Below are 23971 nucleotides of genomic sequence, written 5' to 3' on the forward strand. Positions count from 1 at the left end.
GTGGTCATGGCGGTCGGTCCCATCCTTGGAAGTGGGGGCGGTGGCCCCCTGGATCGATGGGAAGACTGCGACGGCGGCGGTGGAGGGGGTTCGACGGGAGTGTGAAAGAGTTTTCAGAGAAAGGGGAAGGCCGGCTTCCCGTTTCCCGGAGCGGCAAGGCGTCGCTGTCAGGGGCGGCATGGGCTGAAACAAGGCAAGAATTTGCTGCGGTTACCTCGAGATTTCTGTGAAAAATAAAAATGAAATTTTAATTGTAAGAGCGTATAACGTAGTAATCGCCATTCTACAATGGATACACTTATTTCTTCGGTATTCGTTATCAAGAATTATCAATCAAGAAGGCGCCGTTTGATGTCGCCTTGAAAGGGGAGATGACTTCAGGATCCAGCATCAGGACTCCCGTACGCCGCCAGCAGAAGCGTCCTGGGGTGCTCGATCAACGCCGATTGCTGAGTTGCGAGGGCGTGCCGCAGGCTTGGAAATGGCCGTCCTGGCGCAGCAGCAGCGAGCACCAGTCCGTCAGCCCGAACAACGTCCCGACGGTGGAACCGCGCCGCGCCACCCCTCGGCGGCCAGCTCGCGCAGCGAATGCCAGAATCCTATCAGCCAGCGCAGCTGCTCGTCGCGGCTGGCGCCGTGATGCACCTCGGTCACCGCGACGGGGATGCGGTAGCGCTGCCAGATCTCGCGCAGCCGGGTGGCCGGGCCCAGCGCCCCGGGCGGCAGCGGCCTGCGCACCGCCTCGACATCGGCATAGCGGTGCCGGCCATTGCCGCCGTGATGCTCGGCCGGGTCGCGATCGAGATCCTCGGACCGCCGGTCATGCCCGGTCTCGTGCAGCTGGTCGCGCCAGCGCAGGTATCCTTGTCGACCCGGCTCGGCACCCGGGCGGTGACCGACGTGTCGAGCTCCGAGGGATCGAAGCCCATTGGCTTGCGGGTGTCGCCGCGGAAGAACCTCTCGTAGAACGCGCGGCCGGCGCGGCTGACCACCGCGTTTTCCGCGGTGCGGATCTCGGCCACCGCTCCGCCAGCGCCGCCGGGAAGGCCTCGGTCTCCTCGGCTGGGGCGGGCCGCAGCCCGTAGAGCCGGTTGATGGTGCGGCGTTCGATCGGGATCGGCAGGAACTGCGGATGCGGGATGCTGACCTGGTCCGCGGAATCGCCCGGGCCGGGCTCGCGGGCGCGGGCGAGATGCGGCTCGTCGATGCTGCCGGGGAAGGCATGCACCCACGGGTGGCGCGACCGCTTCGTCTCGAACAGGCTCTGCCCGCCGGTGAAGACCAGATCGGCCTGCGCGAAGAGCGGCGCCTCCAGCGCCGTCATCTCGGGCGCTGCGGTTGCTGGTGCATGACGTCCCAGCGCAGATGCGGGAAGCAGAGAAGCCGCCGGCGCGGCCATGATGGCAGATCCCGGTCGTACGGCACAGCGATCCTCCTTGAACAACGATGTCGCCGGGCCTGCCGGCCGCCTCTCCGATCACGCGCAATCCTTGTTGATGTCGGCGATCTTTCCGATGCGGCCTCGACGCTGTCGGCAGGGAATCGATATCGGGGCACGCCGGCGGCCGTGCCGGCCGCCGGCAAGGCAGCGGCGGGCGCCTGCGCGATCGGTCCGACGCGGCACGCCGCCTCGACTGTCAGACTGCAGACCGTCTCATCCGGCGCAGTGCCGCGGCGCCCCATGGGCGACGCCCATGACCAAGGCGCGCAGCGCGACGACCAGCGCCTTTGCCGAGCTCGGCCAGCGCATCTGCAGGCGGGGCCAGGCGCCGTCGGCCCAGGCCTGATCCCAGTGCCAGTCGCATTGCAGCAGCGGCACCTGCAGGGCGGCGAGCTGCTCTTCCAGCCGCGCGGCCTCGGGCTGCAGGCGCCAGCGGCTGCTGCAGAACACCAGGCCGATGCGCTGCCGCTCGAGAACCGTCATGGCTCCGATGTCAGTATCGACGGGGCCATGAACCTCTGCGCCCGCGCCACTCGGGCAACTGGTGGTGAAGTTCGCAACAAGGGGATCTGGTTCCACGAGACGAGCCTTCTCGCAGACAGCAATCCAGGAATCATGTGTCCCGCTTCCACTTCGTGACTGCGTGGGAGGAGAAGAATGTTCCGTGAAACGGTCTGCAATGACATGAGATAAACTCACGGCAACGTGCGGGGCCAGCCGTAACACGCGCAATGCGCTGCCGGCGCGCGGAACCTGGCAGGCAGGATGGCGTTCTATCCCGCATCCTACAGGCGACCCCTTGATGAGAAGTCTCGCCAAAGCGCTGCTCGGCCGCCGGCTCGCCAACCGCGAAGGCGAGGAGCGCCGGATCGGTGCCTTCGAGGGCGTGCCCGCGATGGGGCTCGACGGGCTCGGCTCATCCTCCTACGGGCCGGAGGCGGCGCTGACGATCCTCGCCGCGGCCGGCACGGCGGGGCTCGCGGCGCTCGGCCCGATCATCGCCGCCATCGTCGCGCTGCTGGCGATCCTCTATTTCTCCTATCGCCAGACCATCGCGGCCTATCCGACCAACGGCGGCGCCTTCACCGTGGCGCGCGAGACTTTCGGCGCCGGGGCCAGCCTGCTGGCCGCGGCGGCGCTGATGATCGACTACGTGCTGAACGTCGCCGTCGGCATCTCGGCCGGCGTCGGCGCGCTGACCTCGGCGGTGCCGTCGCTGCAGCCGCAGACCCTGCCGCTCTGCCTCGGCATCCTCGCTTTGCTGACCCTGATCAACCTGCGCGGCACGCTGGATGCGGGGCGCGCCTTCGCGCTGCCCACCTACCTTTTCCTCGCCAGCTTCGCGCTGCTGCTCGGCCTCGGCCTGTACCGCCTGCTGGCCACCGGCGAGGTTGCCCCGGTGGTCGCGCCGCCGCCGCCCCGCCCGGCCAGCGAGCCGCTGGGCTGGTGGCTGGTGCTGCATGCCTTCGCCAGCGGCTGCACCGCCATGACGGGGGTGGAGGCGGTTAGCAACGGCATGGGCGCCTTCCGCGACCCGGCGGTGAGGCACGGGCGGCGCACCCTGCTGGCGATCTGCGGCGCGCTCGGCCTGCTGCTGATCGGCATCGCGACGCTGGCGACGGCCTATGGCATCGGCGCCATGGACCAGACGCAGCCCGGCTACCGGAGCGTGCTGTCGCAGCTCGCCGCCGCCGTCCTGGGCCATGGCTGGCTCTACTACACGGCGATCGGCAGCCTGCTGTGCGTGCTGGCGCTGTCCGCCGACACCAGCTTCACCGCCTTCCCGCGGCTGTGCCGCAGCGTGGCGCAGGATGGCTACCTGCCGCGCGCCTTCGCGGTCGCCGGGCGGCGCCTGGTCTTCTCGGCCGGCATCCTCTACCTGGCGGCCACCGCGGCGCTGCTGCTGATCCTGTTCGGCGGCATCACCGAGCATCTGATCCCGCTTTTCGCCATCGGCGCCTTCCTGACCTTCACCATCAGCCAGGCCGGCATGGTGGTGCATTGGCGGCGGCTGGATGCGACGGCCGCGACGCGCCGGCACCGGCTGCCGCTGCTGGTCAATGCCGCGGGCGCGCTGGCCACCGGCATCGCCTTCTGCGTCATCCTGGTCGCCAAGTTCAGCGAGGGCGCCTGGATCACCCTGCTGGCGGTGCCGGCGACCATCGCCGGGCTGCTGCTGGTGCGCCGCTACTACGACCGGGTGGCGGCGCAGGAACGCGCCGCGGGGCCGCTGCGCCTGGCGCAGCGCAGCCCGCCGGTGGTGATCATCGCCATGGCCGGGCGCAGCCGCATGGCCGACGAGGCGCTGCGCTTCGCGCTGGACCTGTCGCCCGACGTGGTGGCGGTGCATCTCACCGCGCTGGAAGGCGGCGAAGACCCGGACAGGGCCGCGGCGCTGCGCGAGAGCTGGCGCCACGACGTCGAGGACCCTGCCGCCCGGGCGGGCCTGACCCCGCCGCGGCTGGTGGTGCTGCCGGCCACCTATCGCCGGGCGGAGGAGCCGCTGCTGAAGCTGATCGGCGAGCTGCGGCCGAAGATGCCGGGCCGGCGCGTCGCCATCCTGATCCCGGAGCTGGTCAAGCGGCGCTGGTACCAGCATCTGCTGCACACCCATCGCGCGCGGCGGCTGCGCCGCCGGCTGCTGGCCCATGCCGACCCGGAGATCGTGATCATCATCATTCCCTGGGCCGGGGACTGAGGCGCGCCGCGGCGCCGGGGCAAGGAGCCGCGCCGCTGGATTCCACGCTGGGCCTGCGGGCCGGGCGCCGCGCCATCCTCTCCGGCGCGCCGGCCTGTCGATGAGCCTCGGCCTGCCCTCCTGGCGGACGCTGATCGAGCAGACGGCGGAGGATCTGGGCCTGGAGGCTGGGCTGCAGCCGCCCAGGAAGGCAGCCGGGACTGCGGCCGCAGCGGAGAACGGTCTGCCCGCCGGCTCAATCGCCTGGTCCCGATGCGGCACCGGTGGCCTTGGGGGGACTGGCTCATGTCCCGTGATGCATCCTTGTCGTGCCGCCTGATTGTGCTGATAGATCTTCGCTCTTGGGCCGCACGGCCCTCAGGCTGTAGGCTGCTCACATGACCCAGGATCACCCCAAGGCCGAAAAGGCCGAGATGCCCCAGCCGGAAGTCACGTCCGAGCTCAGCGATTCCGAGATGGATGACGTCACCGCTGGCGTGGTCACGTTCCAGGTCAACCTGGATGCCTTCCGGAACTACGGGGCCATGGGCCAGTCCGCAACGCAGCACGCCGCCCAGCTCGCGAATCTTCTCAGCTCTGGCTTGAAGCCTTATGGCGGCTGAGCTGGGTCAGCTTTGACCAGCGGCGGGCGCTGGTTCTTGCCTGATCGGCCAAGGGTGGCCTCGGGCTTGATGCAGCGGACCACGCGCAGCACTTTGCCGGACCCGCAGGACGTCATCGGCCGAGCCGCTGCGGCGGAGATCTTGCCGGCGGTCTCTGCACGATGACGTCCCAATGATGCGTCGCCGGGGGCCGCCGCGCCCGCCATATGGCCCCTTGTGCGACTTCGGCACCGCCGCGCCGGCGGCGCCTTGCTAGGGCGGAGGCATGCTGCTCCGCCGCGCCCTCCCGCTGCGCTGCTGCTGATCCTCGCCGGGCCGCAGGCCGCGTCGTCGCCATCGCGGATGGCGACAGGCTGACGCGGCGGACCGCCGAGTGGCGCCCGGTGAGGATCCCCCTCGCCGGGATCGACGCGCCGGAGAGCCGGCAGCCCTCTGGCACCCGGGCCCGGCAGGAGCTCGCATCCCCGGCCTTCCGGCGGGATGCGCGGATCGGGATCCAGGATGTCGAGCGCTCCGGGCGAACGGTTGGCACGGTCTTCGAAGGGCGCAGCACCATCGACGCAGACATGGCCCGCCGTGGCGCGGCTGGAGGCGGCCGCGCGCCAGACCGGTGCCGGGCTCCGGGGGCTGACGGCCGCCGGGCGCGTGCCGCCCTGGGAATGGCGCCGGGCACGGCGCCGGGCGCCGCCACCATGCGGCTGCTGTGCATCGATCCCGACGATGGGGCAATTTTCGTTTCGTTTCCAGTCGCAGAGGCTGGCTGCAAGGCTCTGTCCATGCGTTGATGAGCCATGGCCGAAGTGAACGACATTGACGATCTGAAGCGTCGCCTTGAGCGGGCGGAAGCCATGGCGCTGGCCGCTGAGGAGCGCCTGCGCCGTGCGCTGGAAGCCGGTCGCATGGAGCACTGGGAATGGGATCCCATCACGGATCGGATCCGGCGCGCTGGATCTCTTCCCGAGCTTGCGGTCCTCACGGACGAGAGCGGCTGGCACCTGGCGCGGGATGGCTACCCTCTGTTGCATCCGGACGACCGCGAGCGACACGTGGCGATGGTGGAAGCGGCACGGCGGGATCGGACCGGCTGGCATACCGAAGTCCGCTTCATCAGCCCCGAAACCGGTGAGACCCGCTGGGTGGAGGAGCGGGCCTCTCCGGCCTCCGATCCGATCAGCGGGGAGTTCCGGGTCATCGGCTTCACCTGGGATATCACCGGGCGAAAGCAGGCCGAGGCAGATCGAGACTCCGCCTTGCGTGAAAGCGAGGCGCGGCATCGGCTGCTGATAGAGAGCTGGGCGCAGGCGGTTTGGGAGAGCGATGCCGATGGCGTGGTTGTCGCCGACAGCCCCAGTTGGCGCGCCTATACCGGCCAGACGCTGGAGGAGTGGCTCGGCGATGGCTGGCTCAACGCCATCCATCCCGACGATCGCCCCTATGCTGAGCGACAATGGCGAGAGGCGATCGATGCCCGCGCCCTGGTCAATGCGGAGTTCCGTCTCCGTGCCCCTGATGGCAGCTGGCGCTGGACCAATGTCCGTGCCGCACCCGTGCTCGACAGGATGGGGAATATCGAGAAATGGGCGGGGATCAATATCGATATCGATGCGCAGAAAACTGCCGAGGCGGCACTGCGCGAGAACGAGCAACGGCTGCGCGGCGTGCTTGACGCGATGGCCGAAGGCTTCGCCAGCTTCGATGCCGAGTTCACGATCCGGGATGTCAACAAGGAGACGCTTCGGCTCGATGGCCGCACGCGCGCGGAGCTGGTCGGCCGGTCGCATTGGGATGCCTTCCCGCAGACGGAGCACTCCCCGCTAGGCGCCCTCTACCGGCGAGTGGCGCGCGAACGCGTGCCGGGAACGGCCGAGCATCTCTACGCCTGGCCGGATGGGCGACACATGTGGGTCGACGTGCGCGCCTATCCGACGCCGGACGGAGGCATGGCTGTGTTCTGGCGCGACGTCACCGATCGCAAGGCCGCTGACGACGCGCTGCGCGAGAGCGAGGGACGCTACCGTGCCCTGTTTGAGTCGATGGACGAAGCCTATGCAGTCGTTGACGTCCTGCAGAACGAGGCTGGCGCCTGGATCGATTTCCGCTTCGTCGAGGTCAATCCGGCATTCATGGCCCATACCAGCATGCCCTGGCCGGTCGGCAAGACCGCGACAGAATTGCTGGGCGCCCCCAATCCACGCTGGACGCAGCTCTACGGGCAGGCTCTGGACACGGGTGAGGCAATCCGCATCGAGGAGATCGAGCCGACGCTGGACCGCGTGTTCGACCTCAATATCTTCACGCTCGATCGCGATCGACATCGGGTCGCAGTGCTCTTCACGAACATCACGGAGCGCAAGCGCGCCGAGGCGGCCCTCCGCGGGAGCGAGGAGCGGTTCCGCCAGTTTGCGAAGGCGTCTGCAGCAGGCATCTGGATCCGGAATGCTGCCACGCTGACGATGGAGTTCGTCAGCCCGGCGACGGCCACGATCTACGGCATCGACCTGGATGCAATCCGTGGAGATGTAGGACCTTGGGCAGCGATGATCGTGCCCGAGGATCGCGATGCGGCGCTGAGGCACCTGGAAGAGGCGCGGCAGGGCCAGTCTGCGGCGCAGGAATTCCGGATCCGGCGCCCCTCGGACAGCGCTTTCCGCTGGATCAGGGACACCACTTTCCCTCTGAAAGGCGCCGACGGACAAGTGGAGCGGGTCGGCGGCATTGCCGAGGACGTGACGGAGGCCAAGCTGGCCGTGGAGCATCAGGCGGTGCTGCTGGCAGAATTGCAGCACCGGGTGCGGAACATCATGGCACTGATCCGCACGATTGCGCGCAGGTCGGCCGACGGGGCGAGGGACATCGACGACTATCGGTCATCGTTGCAGGGCCGCCTGCTGGCGCTCGCACGCGTGCAGGCTTTGCTGACCCGGGAGGCCAATGCCGGCGGCCTGCTGCGCGAAATCATCGAGCGTGAGGTCAGCGCCCAGGCGCAGCATGGGGGACAGTTCGAGCTGGTCGGGCCAGATATCAGGCTCTCGCCAAAAGCGGTGGAAGTGCTGGCCTTGGCGCTCCATGAGCTGGCGACCAATGCCCTCAAATACGGCGCGTTGTCGGTTCCGGAGGGGCGTCTGCGCGTGGCGTGGGCGCCGATCGAGAGATGCGGACACACCTGGCTGACAATCGACTGGACGGAGGAGGGGGCACCGCCGCGCGCTCCCGTGGAACGGCGCGGGTTCGGCAGCCATCTGATCGAGGGCAAGATCCCTTACGAGCTTGGCGGGATCGGTCAGATCACCATCGGGCCCGGCGGCGCCCGATGTCACCTGGAATTCCCGTTGAAAGACGGCGAAAGCATTCTGGAGACGGATGCGCCCATGCCAACGACCGTGTTTGGAGGAACGCTGGACATGTCGGCAGCGTCCGATCTCACCGGCCGAACCGTCCTCGTCGTCGAGGACGACTACTACCTTGCCAGCGACACGGCCGCAGCCCTGCGGGCGGCTGGTGCTGCTGTGCTGGGACCCTGCCCGAGCCAGGACGCGGCCCTCGGTTTGCTGGCGTCCAACACACCAACACATGCCGTTCTCGATCTGAATCTGGGTGGCGGAGGGCCGCGGTTCGAGATCGCTCATGCGCTGCAGGACCGCGGCGTGCCATTCATCTTCCTGACCGGGTACGACCAGGCTGTCGTTCCGGCGGACTTCTCCGAGGTTGCCCGGCTGCAGAAGCCGCTCCCTTTCCGAGACATCGTGGACGCGGTCGGGAAGTTGTAGCCCTCCCACGCCACGAAGCCGATCTCCCAAGCTCCGACATGGGGCGCAGGCGCCCGCAGCGGCTGGCGCTTCCAGCGCCTTCCGGCTCCGCCCTAGGCGCCCCGCCCCAGGCGGCAGGGCATGCGCTCGGCAGGCTTCACGCCGGCCGGGCAGCGCATTCGGATAGTGTCTCCGGCCGGCGCCTTGTCATGCTTGCGCGGCAGCAAGCCCTCGGGCTGCGGGCGGCCAAAGCGGCACCGCAGCCGGCCGCCCAGCGCCCAGCGTCGCCGGCGGGTCGGGCACCGCCAGCAGGGTGGCGATCCGGCGGGTGCGCGCGCCGTGCCGGCCACCACCAGTCGCCGATGCAGCCGCCGGCGGGTGGCAGCATCACCGCCCCGTCTTCGGGGCGGGGCGCCAGGTCATCACCCGGGCAACCGTGGCGCCGCGTCGGCGGATGCCGGGAATGCACGCCGGCGATTGCGGAGGCTCAGGCGCGGCGCTAGGCGGCGATGTCGCCTGGCACTTTGACATGCCCACGGGCCATCTTGCGGACCATGCTTTCGGCAAGGTTCAGCTGCCCGGCCGCCTGGCTGGGAGACCCGCGGATCACGCGGAGCGCCTTGCTGAACGCAGAGGAGGCAATGGGCCGCGGCGGCGGCGCCAAGGCGATCCGGCCGCGCAGCTCTCCACGAAAATTCCCGCAGGCCGTGCTTTTGGAAGGAAAATCCTTGCGGCTGCCGCAGGGCGGTCCTCACAGAACGCCTTCGCAATCGCGTCGCATTTGCGACAAGTAATCCGGCCTGCAGCGGCGATCCCAATACTCGCTGCGGCGCAGCATAGGACCTTAAGCATATGTTAGCTTAACAATTTCGAACCAGCCATTCACAATTTGGTCTGATTATTGCCGTACTGGCTCGGAAGACTCGCCTGCATGCCTGTTTACCCTTCCGTCCTTGAGAGCCAGCATTGATGCCCAGCAATCCAATGGTGCAGTTGCCAACGAGCCGGATTCTTCTTGTGGAAGAAGACGATATCCGCTCCGACAATCTTCTGTCCTCTCTTCAGAAGGCCGGCGCAGTCGTCGCAGGACCGGTCCGGAGTGTGGATGCTGCCCTCATGATCCTCCGCACCGAGCGGCTCTCTGCCGTTATTTTTGCGGCTGATCTGGAGCGAGGCCCAGGCGCCGAGGAGCTCGGCGCTATTCTCGCAGAGCAGCACCTGCCGGCCCTGGTCATCGACTGGAGCCCTGTGAACCCGCCGAGGACAAGGATTGCTGGTGAGCAGCTGGCCTGGCCGTTCTCCCATCTCACCTTCATCGCAACGGTGTATCGGGTGGTGGCTGGAATGCCCGCCGAGATCGCCCACTGAGCCTGAGGATTCGGGAGCACGATGAGCCCTGTCCGTCTTACTGACGACCGGCCATTTCTCCGCCACCCGAACATGGGCGGTCGCGACGCTGTCTCCGCGTTGCAGCCTGCGTCGTGCGTCTCGGTCTCCGCCCCGCGGCGTGGGCCGGATTCATCGTCATCGAGGGGCCCCTGCCTATGCTGACCGGCTGTCGAGTCCTGCTGGCAGAGACGGACTACTTCGTGGCTCTGGAGATGACGCTCTCCTTGCAGCAAGCGGGTGCTGCCGTGCTCGGCCCGGTATCCAGCGAAGACGCGGCTCTCGGTATCCTGCTGCGCGACGACGTCGACCTGGTGATTTTCAATGCCGAGCTTTGCAAGGAACGCGTCACGCTGCTGCCCGCGTGGCTTGCTCAGCAGGAGGTGGCCTCGATGATGGTCAATGATGTCGAGCTGCGGAGCAGTGATCCACTGTGCCAGGGACGCAGGCAGCTGCTGCATCCCCTGCGCTATCCGCGCTTCCAGAAAGCCGTTGCTGAGCTTCTGGAGCGCTGAGCGCCGCCCCTGCTAGCATCCGGCGGCGCTTGGCTCTGCCCGGTCATGGACCCTTGTCGGACCGGCGGCCTTCGCCCGGACATTCCGTAGTCATGGCCTTCACGGTGTCGTGCTACCGTTGGCGGCGGTTCTGAAGAGGAGATCGTATCCGTCACGGAAGCCGATGCTATGCTTTCGCAATGCCAAGGCTCTATGTCCGCCGCGATCACACGGTGCGCGTGTTTCCCGCTGTCCTGGTTGATGATGACCAGTGGTGCGCCAAAGCGGTGCTGACGATCACCAAAGACAACCGCAGCGTGGTGGCAACCTCGCCTCGCTGCCGCAGCCCAGAAGCCGCCTACAAGGCCGCCATGACGTTGGTCCGTCATGCGGCAGGCCTCAGGATGTGAGGGTGGACCCTTCTCATCGGGCTCAACTGCGCCAGCCAGGTCGGCGCCGCATCAGGCCGGTTCACGCAGGGCTTCCCGGGACCGGTCCCCAGCATGTCTTTGTAACAACCGAAGCAATCGTTCAGGCCGCTCCTCATCATCCGTGCGGACCACCTGGATCCGCAGGGCGGTGCTGACGATCTCTGCGAGTGATGCGATGGTCGAGCCCGGCTCTCGGCCCTGCGGCAGCCCAGCCAGCGCCTGGGTGGCCGCGGTCGCATCTGCTGGGCAGCAGCCCGGCTTTCCGTCCGACGGATCACCCTCTGCGGAGGGGGTCAGCTCCGGTCGGTCCTCGGAGGCACAGTGATCATGGGGGCGACCTGGTCCGCCCGACCGTCTCCTGGGACACTGTGCGTGACGTTGAACCCGAGGAAGATGGCAGTCCGGACCGGGTCATTGTGATGCGGCCGCCGCGAACCGGCACCCGATGAGCCCCAGCCTGCTGCTCGAATGGCGCCGACACGGGCGCGATGCACCGATGCCCGGGGTGATGCGCGCCGAGGCCGACGTTCCTGATAGCGGTCCGCGCCGCGGATGCGGCCGGGCAGCCGAAGCACGGCGGAGGTGCGGAGCGGCAGCGACCTGGCCAAGGCCCAGGGCGGCATGCAGGTGATCAGCGGCCCGGCGTTGCCCGCGGGGCCGCTCTTCCTGGCCGGCGTCGCCTTCGCCGGCAGCGGCGCGATCATCGGCTCTTTCGTCGGCCACGAGAAGACGCCGAAGGCCACCGACGCCGAAGGCGACGGGTCCGGGGTCCTGGCCAAGGACGGGCTGCTGCGGGAGGATGGGCCCGCCTCCAAGCGGCAGGAGGCGGCGCTCCACTGCGACGACGCGGCGTGACCGTCAGCCCCGCGCGCGCAGCCTGACCGTCAGGCCGCGTCCGCCGGGGCCGGGGGCCAGCGACAGCGCGCCGCCATGCAGACGGGCGATGGCGGCGACCAAAGCCAGCCCCAGCCCGGTGCCCGGCGTGCCGCGGCTGCGGTCCAGCCGGTAGAATCTCTTCTGCACGTTGTCCCGCTCGGCCTCGGGGATGCCGGGGCCCTCGTCGGCCACGGACAGCGAGCCATCGGGGGCCAGGGTCACGCGGATCGTCCCCGCCCCATGCGCCAGGGCATTGTCCAGCAGATTGGCCAGCGCCTGGCGCAGCAGCGGCGCGCTGCCGGTCAGCCGCACCCCGGGGGCGACCTCGGCGGCCAGTGTCCGGCCGGCGTCTTCCACCACCGGCGCATAGGCTTCGACCACCCCTTCGACCAGCGCCGAGAGGTCCAGCTCGGCAAAGGCGTCGCGGCCGGCCCCCGCCTCGGCCCGGGCGATGCGCAGCAGCGCGGCGAAGGTGGCCAGGATGCCGTCCAGCTCGTCGATGGCGGCGTCCAGCGTGGCGCTGTCGGCGGCGGGGTCGCGGGCGGCGGCGGCGGCGAGCTCCAGCCGCTGGCGCAGGCGGGACAGCGGCGAGCGCAGGTCATGGGCGATGTCGTCGGTCACCTGGCGCAGCTCGGCGACCAGGGTCTCGATGCGGGCCAGCATGGCGTTGACCGTCGCCGCCAGCCGGTCGAATTCGTCGCCGCGGCCGGATTGCGGCAGGCGCTGGGTCAGGTCGCCCGCCATCACCGCCCGGGCCGCCAGGCTGACATCGTCCAGGCGGCGCTCCAGCCGGCGGGCCAGCCAGAAGCCCAGGGCCAGCGCCAGCAGCGCGGCGGCGCCCCCGGCGATCGGCGGGGTCCAGGCCAGGGCGGCGGCGGCACGGTCGACCGGGGCCAGCTCGGTCGCGACCAGCAGGTTGACGCCGCCGGGCAGCAGGGCGCCGAGGGCGCGGATCTGCGAGCCCTCGCCCGCCCGCGGCAGGGTGGCGAAGCCGCGCAAGGTCACCGGCGCCACCGGGACGCCCCCGGCGATGAGCCGCCCGTCCGGGGCGCTCAGGGACAGGAAAATCGGGCCCTGGCGGCGGGAATAGAGGCGGGTGGCCTCGGCGAGGCCCGCCAGGCCGTAAGTTTCGTAGTCGCGGATCAGCCCCTCGGCCTCGGCGGCCAGGACCAGGTCCAGCTGCTGGCGCAGCGCGGATTGCGCCCGGAACCAGCCCCAGCCGGCGCCGCAGACGCTGGCGACCAGCACCACGGCGGCCATGGCGAGCGCCAGGCGCGGGGCGAAGCTGCGCGGCCAGTTCATCCGCCCGGGCATCGGGTTCAGCCGTGGCCGGCGCCGAGGGCCGGAGCCAGCACATAGCCGGCGCCGCGCACGGTGCGGATCATCGAGGGTTCGCCGCCCGCCTCCAGCTTGCGGCGCAGCCGGCTGACATGGACGTCGATGATGTTGGTGGTGGGGGCGAAGGAAAAATCCCAGACCTTCTCCAGCAGCATGGTCCGCGTCAGCACCTCGCCGGGGTGGCGCATCATGTATTCGAGCAGGCGGAACTCGGTCGGCAGCAGCTCGATCGGCCGGGTGCCGCGGGTCACGGCCCGGCGCAGCAGGTCGGCGCGCAGGTCGCCCACCGCCAGCTCGGTGGCCTCGGCGGCGGCCGGGGCGGGGCGGCGGGCCAGGGCGCGGATGCGCGCGCGGAGCTCGGCGAAGGCGAAAGGCTTGGCCAGGTAGTCGTCGGCGCCGGCCTCCAGCCCCTCGACGCGGCGGTCGACCTCGGCCAGCGCCGTCAGCATCAGCACCGGCGTCGCGATGCCGGAGGCGCGCAGCGCCCGGGTGATGGCGACGCCGTCGGGGCCGGGCAGCATGCGGTCGGTGACGATGATGTCGAAGGGCTCGTTCAACGCCAGGAACAGCCCGTCCTTTCCGGTGGCGGCGCGGTCGACGACATGGCCTTCCTCGGCCAGGCCCTTGGCCAGGTAGTCGGCGGTGGCGGGGTCATCCTCGATCAGCAGGATGCGCATGGCGGGGGCTCCCGGGGGAAAGTCGCCGTCAGCCTCCTGCAGCGTGGCGGCGCTGTCCAGGGTGGGCTAGAAGGCCGGCCATGACAGACAAGCCCCTCCCCCTGCTGGTCACCCATAGCGGCGGCTTCCATTGCGACGAGGCCTTCGCCTATGCGGTGCTGAAGCGCGCGCTCGGCCTGGGGCCCGTGGGCACCGACCACCGCCTGCTGCGCACGCGCGACATGAAGCGCATCGCCGAGGGCGACATCGTCTTCGATGTCGGCCTGGAATTCGACGCGGCGCGCGACCGCTTCGACCACCACCAGCGCGGCGCCCCCACCCGCGCCGACGGCACGCCCTTCAGCGCCGCCGGGCTGGTCTGGCAGAAGTACGGTGAGGCCGCGGTGCGCGCCATCCTGCCGGAGGCTGCGCGCGGCTTCGCCCCCGCCATCGCCCAGGAGCTGGATCGCAGCGTGGTCTTCCGCATCGACGAGATCGACAACGGCACGGCGACCAGCCGCGGCGTGCTCGACCTCGCCTCGCTGATCGGCGACTGCAACCTGGCCTGGGACGCCCCCGGCGGCGACGATCCGGCGGCCGAGGACGCCGCCTTCCAGGAGGCCGCGGCGCTGGCCGATGCCGTGCTGGCGCGGCGGGTGGATGCGGTGCGCGGCCGCCACGTCGCCTCGGCCGAGGTGCTGGCGCTGCATGGCCGAGGCGCCGATGCGCGCGTCCTGGTGCTGGATCGCCGCATGCCCTGGAAGGGCGCCGTCTTCGACCATGCGCTGCCGGTGATCTACTGCATCTATCCGGTGCAGAACGGCAATTGGATGGTCGACACCATGCCGCCGGAGCCGAAAAGCTTCGACCAGCGCCTGCCGCTGCCGGAAGGCTGGGCCGGGCTGCAGGACGCCGCCCTGGCCGAGGCCTCGGGCGTGCCGGATGCCGTCTTCGTGCATCTGCGCCGCTTCGTCGGCGCGGCGCGGTCGCGCGAGGGGGCGCTGGCCATGGCGCAGAAGGCGCTGGCGCTGGGCTTCGCCGCCGCCATGGCGCCGAAGGGCTGAGACCGATCCCGGGGGAGCCCTTGCGCTCCCCCAACGGTCGTGCTGCGGTCATGCCGTTCGTCCCCAGGGGGCATGGCGGTCCGCCAGGAAAATGGCATGTGGCTTGCTTGTAACCGGGGGCTTGAGGGCCTGAGGAGAGCAGCCTTGCCGGATACCCCCACCATTCGCCTGGCCGCCGATATCGGCGGCACCTTCACCGATGTGGTGCTGGATGCCGGGGGGCAGCGCCGTACCCGCAAGGTGCTGACCACGCCGTCGGCTCCGGAGGACGGCGTGCTGGAGGGGATTTCCCTGGTGCTGGGCGATGCCGGGCTGCAGTTCTCCGACATCGATGTCTTCGTCCATGGCACGACGCTGGCGACCAATGCCATCATCGAGCGGCGCGGCGCGAAGACGGCGCTGATCGCGACCGCGGGCTTCCGCGACATCCTCGAGATCGGCACCGAGAGCCGCTACGACCAGTATGACCTGACGCTGGAGAAGCCGCGGCCGCTGGTGCCGCGGTCGTTGCGTTTCACCGTGCCGGAACGGATAGATGCGCGCGGCCGGGTGCAGCTGGCCCTGGACGAGGCGGCCCTGTCGGCGCTGACGGCACAGCTGGCGGCGGAAGGGGTGCAGAGCGTCGCCATCGCCTTCCTGCATGCCTATGCCAATCCGGCGCATGAGCAGCGGGCCGGCGCCCTGATCCGCGCCGCGCTGCCCGGCGTGTCGGTGACGCTGGCCTCCGAGGTCTGCCCGGAAGTGCGCGAATACGAGCGGACCTCCACCGCCGTGGCCAATGCCTATGTGCAGCCGCTGATGGAGGGCTATCTGGGCCGCATGGCCGCCGCCCTCGAGGGGCGCCAGTATCGCGGCGCCACCTATCTGGTGACCTCCGGCGGCGGGCTGACCGCGCTGGAGACGGCGCAGCGCTTCCCGGTGCGGCTGGTGGAATCCGGCCCGGCGGGCGGCGCCATCTTCGCCGCCCAGGTCGCGCTGCGCGCCAACGAGCAGCGGGTCCTGTCCTTCGACATGGGCGGCACCACCGCCAAGGTCTGCCTGATCGAGAAGGGCGAGCCGGCGACGTCCCGCTTCTTCGAGGTGGACCGCACGGCGCGCTTCCTGAAGGGCTCCGGCCTGCCGCTGCGCATCCCGGTCATCGAGATGGTGGAGATCGGCGCCGGCGGCGGCTCGATCGCGCAGGTCGATGCGATGCAGCGGGTGACGGTGGGGCCGGAAAGCGCTTCCTCCGTCCCGGGCCCGGCCTGCTATGGGCGCGGCGGCACGCGGCCGGCGGTGACGGATGCCGACGTGGCGCTGGGGCTGATCGAGCCGGAAGGCTTCGCCGGCGGCAGCATGACGCTGGAGCCGGCGCGGTCGCTGGCCGCGCTGGACGAGGCGGTGGGCCAGAAACTGGGCCTGTCGCCGGAGATGGCGGCCTATGCGGTCTATGAGATGGTCTGCGAGAACATGGCCAGCGCCGCCCGCGTCCATGCCGCCGAGCGGGGGGCAGTGATCGCGCAGCACACCATGATCGCCTTCGGCGGCGCGGCCCCCCTGCATGCCGCGCGCGTCGCCGAGAAGGTCGGCGTCACCCGCGTCGTGGTGCCGCCCAATGCGGGGGTCGGCTCGGCAGTGGGGTTCCTGGCGGCGCCGGTGGCCTATGAGATCGTCCGCTCACGCCCGGCGCGGCTGGATGCCAGCTTCGACGGTGCGGCCATTTCCTCCCTGTTCGCCGAGATGACGGCGGCGGCCCGCGCCCTGGTCGAGCCCGGCGCGCGCGGGGCAGCGCTGTTCGAGCGGCGCATCGCCTTCATGCGCTATGTCGGCCAGGGGCATGAGATCACGGTGGAGTTGCCCAACCGCGCCCTGACCGCCGAGGATGTCGCCGAGTTGCGCCGCTATTTCGAGGCCGAATATGCCCGGCAATTCGCCCGTGCCATCCCGGCGGCGGCGATCGAGGTGCTGAACTGGTCGGTGCTGGTCTCGACCCATGCGGCGAAGCCGGAAGCGGCGGCGGCGGTCGCGCCCGCCGCGGCGCCGGCGCCGTCGGGCGTGAGAAAACTGTTCGACGGCAAGCGAGAGGCGCATGTCGAGGTGCCGATCTATCTGCGCGACGCCATGCTGCCGGGCGCGCGGGTGCCGGGACCTGCGATCATCACCGAGATGGAGACGACGACCTTCGTCTCGGCCAGCTTCGATGCGCATATCGACGGCAGCGGCTGCATCGTCATGGAGCAGAAGGCGGCATGAGCCCGATCGTGGAGAGCAAGCCCATGCAGCCCAGCATCATCGACCTGCAGATCATGTGGAACCGCCTGATCGCCGTGGTGGGCGAGCAGGCGCAGGTGCTGATCCGCACCGCCTTCAGCCCGATCGTCCGCGAATGCGAGGACATTTCTGCAGGTGTCTTCGACCTGCAGGGGCGGATGCTGGCGCAGGCGGTGACGGGAACGCCCGGCCATATCAACTCGATGGCCGAATCCGTGAAGCACTTCCTCCGGCATTTCCCGGTGGAAGGGATGCAGGAGGGTGACGCCTATATCACCAACGACCCCTGGATGGGCACGGGGCACCTGAACGACTTCGTCATCACCACGCCGGCCTTCCACAAGGGCAAGCTGGTGGGGCTGTTTTGCTGTACCAGCCATCTCATGGATATCGGCGGGCTGGGCAACGGCCCTGAAGCCAGCGACGTCTTCATGGAGGGGCTGTACATCCCCATGCTGAAGCTCATCGACCGCGGCGTGGTCAACGAGACGCTGATGGCGATGATCCGCGCCAACACGCGGCTGCCGGTGGATACCGAGGGCGACACCTATTCCCTGGCCGCCTGCAACGATGTCGGCGTGCGGGCGCTCTCGGCGATGATGGACGAGTTCGGCATCGACACGCTGGAGCCGCTGGCCGAGCATATCATCGCGCGGTCACGCGAGGCGGTGCTGGCGGAGATCGGCAAGCTGCCGAAGGGGAGCTGGTCCTACAGCATGACGACGGATGGCTATGACCATCCGCTGACCATGCAGGCGACGCTGACGGTGTCCGATACGGGCATCCATGTCGACTACACGGGCACCTCGGGCGCGGTGCGCCGCGGCATCAACGTGCCGCTGGCCTATACCACCGCCTATACCGTGTTCGGGCTGGGCTGCCTGGTGGCGGCCGACATCCCGAACAATGCCGGGTCGTTGGCGCCGCTGACGGTGTCGGCGCCCGTTGGTTCCGTGCTGAACGCGCAGAAGCCGGCGCCGGTGTCGTCGCGGCATGTGCTGGGGCAGATGCTGCCGGACATGGTTTTCGGCTGTCTGCGCCAGGCGATTCCGGAACGGGTGCCGGCCGAGGGCACCGCCTGCATCTGGAACATCACCGTGCGCGGGGAGTGGGCGGAGAAGGTCGGGCCGAACCATGGCTATGCGCTGGCCATCACCACCAATGGCGGCACCGGCGGACGTCCCGGGCAGGATGGGATGTCGGCGACGGCCTTCCCGTCCGGGGTGCATGGCACGCCGGTGGAGATCGCCGAGATCCAGTCGCCGCTGATGTTCTGGCGCAAGGAGTTCCGCCCGGGCAGCGGCGGCGACGGCGAAAGCCGTGGCGGGCTTGGCCAGATCATGGAGATCGTCAACACCGACGATGCGCCGTTCGAGCTGCTGGCGGCCTTCGATCGCATCCAGTATCCGCCGCGCGGCCAGATGGGCGGCGGCGACGGCGCGCCCGGCTATGTCGGGTTGGGCGACGGCACCGTGCTGCGTGGCAAGGGGTTGCAGGTGATCCCGCCCGGCGAGCGCCTGGTGGTGCTGACGCCTGGCGGCGCCGGCCTGGGCGATCCTGCCGCGCGCGATGCCGCGAAGCGTTCGGCGGATGCGGCGAACGGCCTGCTGGCTGACTGACAGAAAAAAGATGGGGGTTCGGGGGAATTCCTTCCCCCGACCTTTCTTTTCTGCGTCATCCTGACTGGGCTTTTCCGGAATCAGGTGGAGTCTTTTGTGATGGCGCAGGAGATGAAGGAGCTGGTCGTCGCGACGGCCGGCCGCTGGTCGGGCGTGCAGCCGCCGAACGAGGCGGCGCTGGAGCTGGCGGCGGATCTTCAGTCGATCGTGGCGGCGTTCGAGGCCGTGCGCGGCGGCTTGCGGTTCGAGGATGAGCCGGCGGGTTTCGAGGCGGCGCTGCAGGCCTGCAAGGAGACGCCGTGATGGGCGCGACCCTGGTCGAGGATGTCGACACGCTGGCCGGGCTGTCGCTGGTCGATGCGGCGGCGGCGGTGGCGGATGGCAGCATCAGCGCGGTGGCGCTGACGGAGGCCTGCATCGCGCGGACGCGGCGGCTGGAGCCGAAGGTCAATTCGGTGATCTGGCTGGACGAGGCGGGCGCGCTGGAAGCGGCGGAGGCGGCCGATGCGGCACGCCGCGCGGGTGCCGCGCTGGGGCCGCTGCATGGCGTGCCGATGGCGCATAAGGACATGTACTACAAGGCGGGGCAGCGGAGCTCCTGCGGGTCCGCCATCCGCCGCGACTTCCGCCCGACGATCACGGCGACGGTGCTGGAGCGGCTGGAGGGTGCCGGCGCGGTGACCTTCGGCGGGCTGAACATGGCGGAGTTCGCGCAGAACCCGACCGGGCACAACCGGCATTACGGCGACTGCCTGAACCCGTGGAATGAAGCGCATATCACGGGCGGATCCTCGTCGGGGTCGGGAGCGGCGGTGGCCGCGCGCTTCGCCTTCATGGCGCTGGGGTCGGATACGGGCGGGTCGATCCGACTGCCGGCCTCGGCCTGTGGCGTGACGGGGCTGAAGCCGACGCAGACGCGCGTCAGCCGGTTCGGCGTGATGCCGCTGTCCTTCTCCTGCGATAATGTCGGGCCGCTGGCGCGCAGCGCGCGGGATTGCGCGCGGGTGATGACGGTGATGGCGGGGCACGACCCGAAGGATCCGACCAGCGCCAAGGAGGCCGTGCCCGACTACGAGGCGGCGCTGGACGGCGATCTGCGTGGCATGCGCATCGGCGTGCCAGAGACCTTCTTCCTCGATGGCGTGGCGCCGAGCGTGCTGGCGGCGATGGAGACGGCGCTGGATGTGCTGAGGGGGCGCGGCGCCAGCGTGACGCGGATCAAGCTGCCGCTGATCCCGGAGCTGTCCGCTTGTTCCTCCGTGGTCAGCCGCTGCGAGGCGGCGGCGATCCATGGCGAATGGATGCGCGAATATCCGCAGGACTACGCGGTGCATCTGTCGGCGCGGCTGTTCCCCGGCTATGCGATCCCGGCGACGCATTACATCGAGGCGCTGAGCCGGCGCGGGCCGCTGCTGCAGGAGTTCTGTCGCGCGGTGTTCTCCGAGTTCGACCTGCTGGTGACGCCGACGATCGCGACGGAGCTGCCGACGCGGGCGGAAACCGACATCGACCACGGCCCGCCGGGGACGGCGGCGAAGTTCATGGCGGTGTCGAACAACACGCGGCTGATCAATTATCTCGGGTTGCCCGCGATCAGTGTGCCCTGCGGCTTCGACAGCCTTGGCCTGCCGGTGGGGCTGCAGATCATCGGGCGGCCGTTCGCGGAAGCGCGGGTGATGCAGGCGGCCGACGCCTTCCAGCGTGACAGCGACTGGCATCTTCGCGTGCCGGCGCTGTGATGGATTGCGGCGGGGGGTGTCGCCCCCCGCCGCGTCGCGTCAGGCCGCTTCGGCCATCACCGCGGGACGGCGCGCGGCGCCCCAGCCGGCGGTGATCTTCTCCACCGCGCGGCCGGCGCGCAGCACCAGCGCATCCTCGAAAGGACGGCCGACCAGCTGCGCCGACAGCGGCAACCCGCTGCTGCTGAAGCCGGCCGGCATCGACAGCGCCGGATTGCCGGTGACGTTGAAGGGCATGGTCTGGATATGCATCGGGCCCGGCCGGTCCTTCGGATATTCTGAGAAGGCCGGTGCGGGGCCGAGGGCGCAGGCGGTCAGCAGAAGATCGTGCTGGGCCAGGGCGCCGCGGTTGACGGCGACGGAGAGCTCGCGCCGCAGCCGCTGCGCCTGGATATAGTCGGCCGAGCTGATCGAGGCGCCGATCACCATGCGCATGAACAGCAGCTCGCCATAGTCCTGCGGGCGGGCGCGCAGATTGGCCTCGTGGATGGCATAGGCCTCGGCGACCAGGATGACGCGGCCGCAGGCGTTGAACAGCGCGTAGTCGGGCAGCGTCACTTCCTCGACGATGGCGCCCTCGGCGGCCAGCGCCTCGGCCAGGCGGTCGAGGGCGGCGGTGGTCTCGGGGGTCAGCCCCTCGGCATCGCGCCAGAGGTTGCGCGGCAGGCCGATGCGCAGGCCGGCGACGCCATCCTCGAGCCCGCTGCGGAAATCGGGAATCGGATGGTTGCGGCTGGCAGGATCGACAGAGTCGAAGCCGGCGATGGCCTGCATGGTGATCGCCGTGTCCTCGACATTCGCCGATAGCGGGCCGCAATGGTCGAGGGTGTAGGACAGCGGGAAGACGCCGCGGCGGCTGACCAGGCCATAGGTCGGCTTCAGCCCGACGGTGCCGCAATAGGCGGCCGGGCCGCGGATCGAGCCGCCGGTATCCGACCCCATGGCCATGCGCACCAGCCCGGCCGCCACGGCCGCGCCCGAGCCGGAGGAGGAGCCGCCGGTGATATGCTCGGTGTTCCAGGGATTGCGCGCCGGCGGGAAGGGCAGGTCGAAGCTGGGGCCGCCGAGGGCGAATTCATGCGTCGCCAGTTTGCCCAGCAGCACGCCGCCGCCGGCCTTCAGCTTCACGGCGACGACGCAGTCCTTGGCGGGGATGTCGTCGATGCGCAGCTTGGAATGGCAGGTCGTGCGGATGCCGGCGGTGTCGTAGATGTCCTTCAGCGCATAGGGGATGCCCTGCATCGCGCCGGCGTCGCGGCCGGCGGCGAAATCGGCATCCGCCTTCGCCGCATCGGCCAAGGCGCGTTCGCCGGTGACCAGGACAAAGCTGTGCAGCGCGCCGTCGAGGGCAGCGATGCGGGCCAGCGCCGCTTCCGTCAGCGCGACGGAGGTGGTGCTGCCGGTGCGCAGCCGGCGGCCCATCTCCGCCATGGAGAGATCGGTGAGCGCGGTCACGGCGTCATCTCCCGGGTGATGGTGTCGAGGTCATAGGTGCCGGCCGGCTCGGCCGCGGCGGTGCGGCCGTTGCGCAGCAGCGGCAGCAGCGACTGCAGGTCGCGGTAGCAGGCCAGGACGCCGCCATAGCGCCCTTCCGGCAGGGTGATGCCGGCACGCTTCAGCACAAGGTCGAGCTCGGGATCGCGCTCCGCGTCGGTGGGGTCCATCGGCAGCTCCTCCGCTATTCATCCGGGATTGGATGCGATGTCGAAATCCTATGGCGGCCGGCGGCGCTTGTCGCGCCTAAATCCGCATCAGTTCTCGCCTGGTGGAAGCCAGCCGCATCAGCATCTTCGCGGGCGCAGCAAGCCGGCGTGGCGCCGGACGCCGGAAAATGCCTTCGGAACGTGCAAGCCATGCGCTCGAAGGATGCAGACCGATTCGAAAAATCATCGTTGTGATTGAAACTTTGATCGGCCTACCGTGCGGGAACCGGAGGGACGGTCGCCATGCTGGATGTCGCGCAAACGCGGCTTCCATCGGCGCACCCATGCACAGAGCCATCCACCGGCGGCGCTCCGCCGGAGAAGGAGACGAGATGAAGCGAGTTCTTGCCTCGATCGGCGCTGCCTTCGTCCTTGCCGCCGCGGGTGTCTCCGCCGCCCCCGCGCGGGCCGAGACGGTGCTGCGCATCGCCATGACCGCCGGCGACATCCCGCTGACCGCCGGCATCCCGGACCAGGGATTCGAAGGCTGGCGTTTCGTCGGCTACAATCTCTACGATTCGCTGGTGCTGTGGGATCTGTCGCGAGGCGACCGCATCGCCGACATCAGGCCGGGGCTCGCCACCGAATGGGCGGTCGATCCCACGAACAACCGGCGCTGGATCTTCAAGCTGCGGCCGGGCGTCAAGTTCCATGACGGCTCGATCTTCACCGCGCAGGACGTGGTGTGGAACATGGAGCGGATGACGAAGGAAGGCGCGCCGCAATTCAACGCGCGGCAATTCGCCTTTGCCCGCGGGTACCTGACGAATTTCGAATCGGTCGAGGCGGTCGACGAGCAGACGGTGGCCTTCACCACCAAGACGCCGGACAGCCTGTTCCCCTACAACCTGTCCTTCCTGATGATGGTGAGCCCGCGCCGCTCGGCCGAGGTGAAGAACGACGCCGACGCCTTCGCGCGCAATCCCTCCGGCACCGGGCCCTATCGCTTCGCCCGCATGGTGCCCGGCGAGCGGCTGGAGCTGGTGCGCAACGCCGATTACTGGGACGCGGCGCGGGTGCCGAAGCATGACCGGCTGGTGCTGCTGCCGATGCCCGAGGCCTCGACCCGCACCGCCTCGCTGCTATCCGGCCAGGTCGACTGGATCGAGGCGCCGGCACCCGATGCCATCCCGCGGCTGCGCTCGGCGCGGATGCAGGTCGTCACCAATTCCTACCCTCACAACTGGACCTATCAGCTGAACTTCGTCGATGGCGCCTTCAAGGACATCCGCGTCCGCCAGGCGGCCAACCACGCGCTGAACCGCGCCGACATGAAGGAAATGCTGGGCGGCGTGGCGCTGGAGGGTTTCGCGACGGTGCCGCCGTCGACCGCCTATTATGGCAATCCTGTGCGCTACGAATACGACCCGGCCAAGGCGCGGGCACTGCTGCAGCAGGCGGGCTGCCTGCCCTGCAACGTCACCTTCGCCATCTCCACCTCCGGCTCCGGCCAGATGCAGCCGCTGCCGATGAACGAGCTGGTGAAGTCGCAGCTGGAGGCGGTGGGCTTCAAGGTGAACCTGCAGGTGATGGACTGGAACGCGCTGCTGCAGCTCGGCCGCGAAGGGCGCGAGAAGCATACCGGCGTCGACGGCATCAACATCAGCCGCGCCACCCAGGACCCGTTCAACGGCATGCTGCGCTTCATCGCCTCCAGCCAGGCGGCGCCGCGCGGCTCCAACTGGGGCCATTACAACAGCCCGGAGATGGACGCGCTGATCACCGAGGCGCTGTCCACCTTCGACGCCGAGAAGCGGCTGGCGGTGCTGACCCGCATCCATGAGAAGATGAGCCAGGATGCGGTGATGCTCTGGGTCGCGCATGACCTCAATCCGCGCGCGCTGTCGCCGCGGGTGCGCGGCTTCGTCCAGGCGCAGAGCTGGTTCCAGGACCTGACGACCATCACCGTCGAGGCGCGCTGACCGACA

20 protein-coding genes are annotated in these 23971 nt (G+C 69.5%); 14 read left to right on the forward strand and 6 right to left on the reverse strand.

Annotated elements, in window-relative coordinates; translation table 11 throughout:
- Positions 1–519: 519 nt before the first annotated feature.
- Positions 520–738, reverse strand: coding sequence for a hypothetical protein (locus BKE38_RS19240; protein ID WP_076958881.1), 219 nt, complete (start codon positions 736–738; stop codon positions 520–522).
- 916 nt (positions 739–1654) lie between these two features.
- Positions 1655–1924: a hypothetical protein gene (locus BKE38_RS19250; protein ID WP_076958883.1), complete on the reverse strand. Its 270-nt coding sequence runs from the start codon at positions 1922–1924 to the stop codon at positions 1655–1657.
- A gap of 319 nt (positions 1925–2243) precedes the next feature.
- On the opposite strand from BKE38_RS19250, the gene BKE38_RS19255 reads away from it, so the two are divergent.
- The 8 genes from BKE38_RS19255 to BKE38_RS19305 all read left to right on the forward strand — a co-directional run bounded on the left by BKE38_RS19255 (position 2244) and on the right by BKE38_RS19305 (position 11653).
- Positions 2244–4139: an APC family permease gene (locus BKE38_RS19255; protein WP_076958884.1), complete on the forward strand. Its 1896-nt coding sequence runs from the start codon at positions 2244–2246 to the stop codon at positions 4137–4139.
- A gap of 377 nt (positions 4140–4516) precedes the next feature.
- Positions 4517–4741, forward strand: coding sequence for a hypothetical protein (locus BKE38_RS19260; RefSeq protein WP_076958885.1), 225 nt, complete (start codon positions 4517–4519; stop codon positions 4739–4741).
- Between the two features lie 206 nt (positions 4742–4947).
- A complete protein-coding gene (locus BKE38_RS33825; protein ID WP_083747681.1) occupies positions 4948–5526 on the forward strand; it encodes a thermonuclease family protein in 579 nt (192 codons plus the stop codon).
- Positions 5527–5532: 6 nt separating this feature from the next.
- Positions 5533–8508 (forward strand): PAS domain S-box protein, encoded by a 2976-nt coding sequence (locus BKE38_RS30485; RefSeq protein WP_083747682.1) that lies wholly within the window; start codon positions 5533–5535, stop codon positions 8506–8508.
- Positions 8509–9456: 948 nt separating this feature from the next.
- Positions 9457–9855 (forward strand): hypothetical protein, encoded by a 399-nt coding sequence (locus BKE38_RS31575; protein WP_131829655.1) that lies wholly within the window; start codon positions 9457–9459, stop codon positions 9853–9855.
- A gap of 176 nt (positions 9856–10031) precedes the next feature.
- Positions 10032–10388, forward strand: coding sequence for a hypothetical protein (locus BKE38_RS19300; RefSeq protein WP_076958888.1), 357 nt, complete (start codon positions 10032–10034; stop codon positions 10386–10388).
- Between the two features lie 179 nt (positions 10389–10567).
- Positions 10568–10777 (forward strand): hypothetical protein, encoded by a 210-nt coding sequence (locus BKE38_RS31580; protein WP_131829656.1) that lies wholly within the window; start codon positions 10568–10570, stop codon positions 10775–10777.
- A 603-nt stretch (positions 10778–11380) separates the two neighbouring features.
- Positions 11381–11653 carry a hypothetical protein gene (locus BKE38_RS19305; RefSeq protein ID WP_131829657.1) on the forward strand — a complete coding sequence of 91 codons (273 nt, stop codon included), beginning with the start codon at positions 11381–11383 and terminating at the stop codon, positions 11651–11653.
- A gap of 3 nt (positions 11654–11656) precedes the next feature.
- On the opposite strand, the gene BKE38_RS19310 is transcribed toward BKE38_RS19305, so the two are convergent.
- Both BKE38_RS19310 and BKE38_RS19315 read right to left on the reverse strand, forming a co-directional pair.
- Complete coding sequence (locus BKE38_RS19310; protein WP_076958890.1) at positions 11657–12988, reverse strand: sensor histidine kinase; 1332 nt, start codon at positions 12986–12988, stop codon at positions 11657–11659.
- Positions 12989–12993: 5 nt separating this feature from the next.
- Positions 12994–13689: a winged helix-turn-helix domain-containing protein gene (locus tag BKE38_RS19315; RefSeq protein ID WP_076958891.1), complete on the reverse strand. Its 696-nt coding sequence runs from the start codon at positions 13687–13689 to the stop codon at positions 12994–12996.
- A gap of 80 nt (positions 13690–13769) precedes the next feature.
- Here BKE38_RS19315 and BKE38_RS19320 point away from each other — a divergent pair, with 80 nt between their 5' ends.
- From BKE38_RS19320 to BKE38_RS19340, 5 genes are all read left to right on the forward strand, one after another.
- A complete protein-coding gene (locus BKE38_RS19320) occupies positions 13770–14732 on the forward strand; it encodes an MYG1 family protein (RefSeq protein WP_076958892.1) in 963 nt (320 codons plus the stop codon).
- Between the two features lie 144 nt (positions 14733–14876).
- Positions 14877–16964: a hydantoinase/oxoprolinase family protein gene (locus BKE38_RS19325; protein WP_076958893.1), complete on the forward strand. Its 2088-nt coding sequence runs from the start codon at positions 14877–14879 to the stop codon at positions 16962–16964.
- Positions 16961–18601 carry a hydantoinase B/oxoprolinase family protein gene (locus BKE38_RS19330; protein WP_242662483.1) on the forward strand — a complete coding sequence of 547 codons (1641 nt, stop codon included), beginning with the start codon at positions 16961–16963 and terminating at the stop codon, positions 18599–18601. Before BKE38_RS19325 ends, BKE38_RS19330 begins: the two co-directional genes overlap by 4 nt.
- Positions 18602–18700: 99 nt before the next feature.
- Positions 18701–18904, forward strand: a complete 204-nt coding sequence (locus BKE38_RS19335) for a hypothetical protein (RefSeq protein WP_076958894.1) — start codon at positions 18701–18703, stop codon at positions 18902–18904.
- Complete coding sequence (locus BKE38_RS19340; RefSeq protein ID WP_076958895.1) at positions 18904–20340, forward strand: Asp-tRNA(Asn)/Glu-tRNA(Gln) amidotransferase GatCAB subunit A; 1437 nt, start codon at positions 18904–18906, stop codon at positions 20338–20340. Before BKE38_RS19335 ends, BKE38_RS19340 begins: the two co-directional genes overlap by 1 nt.
- 39 nt (positions 20341–20379) lie before the next feature.
- Here the strand turns inward: BKE38_RS19340 and BKE38_RS19345 are convergent, their stop codons facing one another.
- Entirely contained in the window at positions 20380–21795 is a 1416-nt protein-coding gene (locus BKE38_RS19345) for an amidase (protein WP_076958896.1), read from the reverse strand.
- Complete coding sequence (locus BKE38_RS19350) at positions 21792–22004, reverse strand: hypothetical protein (RefSeq protein ID WP_076958897.1); 213 nt, start codon at positions 22002–22004, stop codon at positions 21792–21794. Before BKE38_RS19350 ends, BKE38_RS19345 begins: the two co-directional genes overlap by 4 nt.
- 371 nt (positions 22005–22375) lie before the next feature.
- Here BKE38_RS19350 and BKE38_RS19355 point away from each other — a divergent pair, with 371 nt between their 5' ends.
- Complete coding sequence (locus BKE38_RS19355) at positions 22376–23965, forward strand: ABC transporter substrate-binding protein (protein ID WP_076958898.1); 1590 nt, start codon at positions 22376–22378, stop codon at positions 23963–23965.
- Positions 23966–23971 lie beyond the last annotated feature (6 nt).

This window comes from Teichococcus deserti (assembly GCF_001982615.1).
Lineage (GTDB): Bacteria > Pseudomonadota > Alphaproteobacteria > Acetobacterales > Acetobacteraceae > Pseudoroseomonas > Pseudoroseomonas deserti.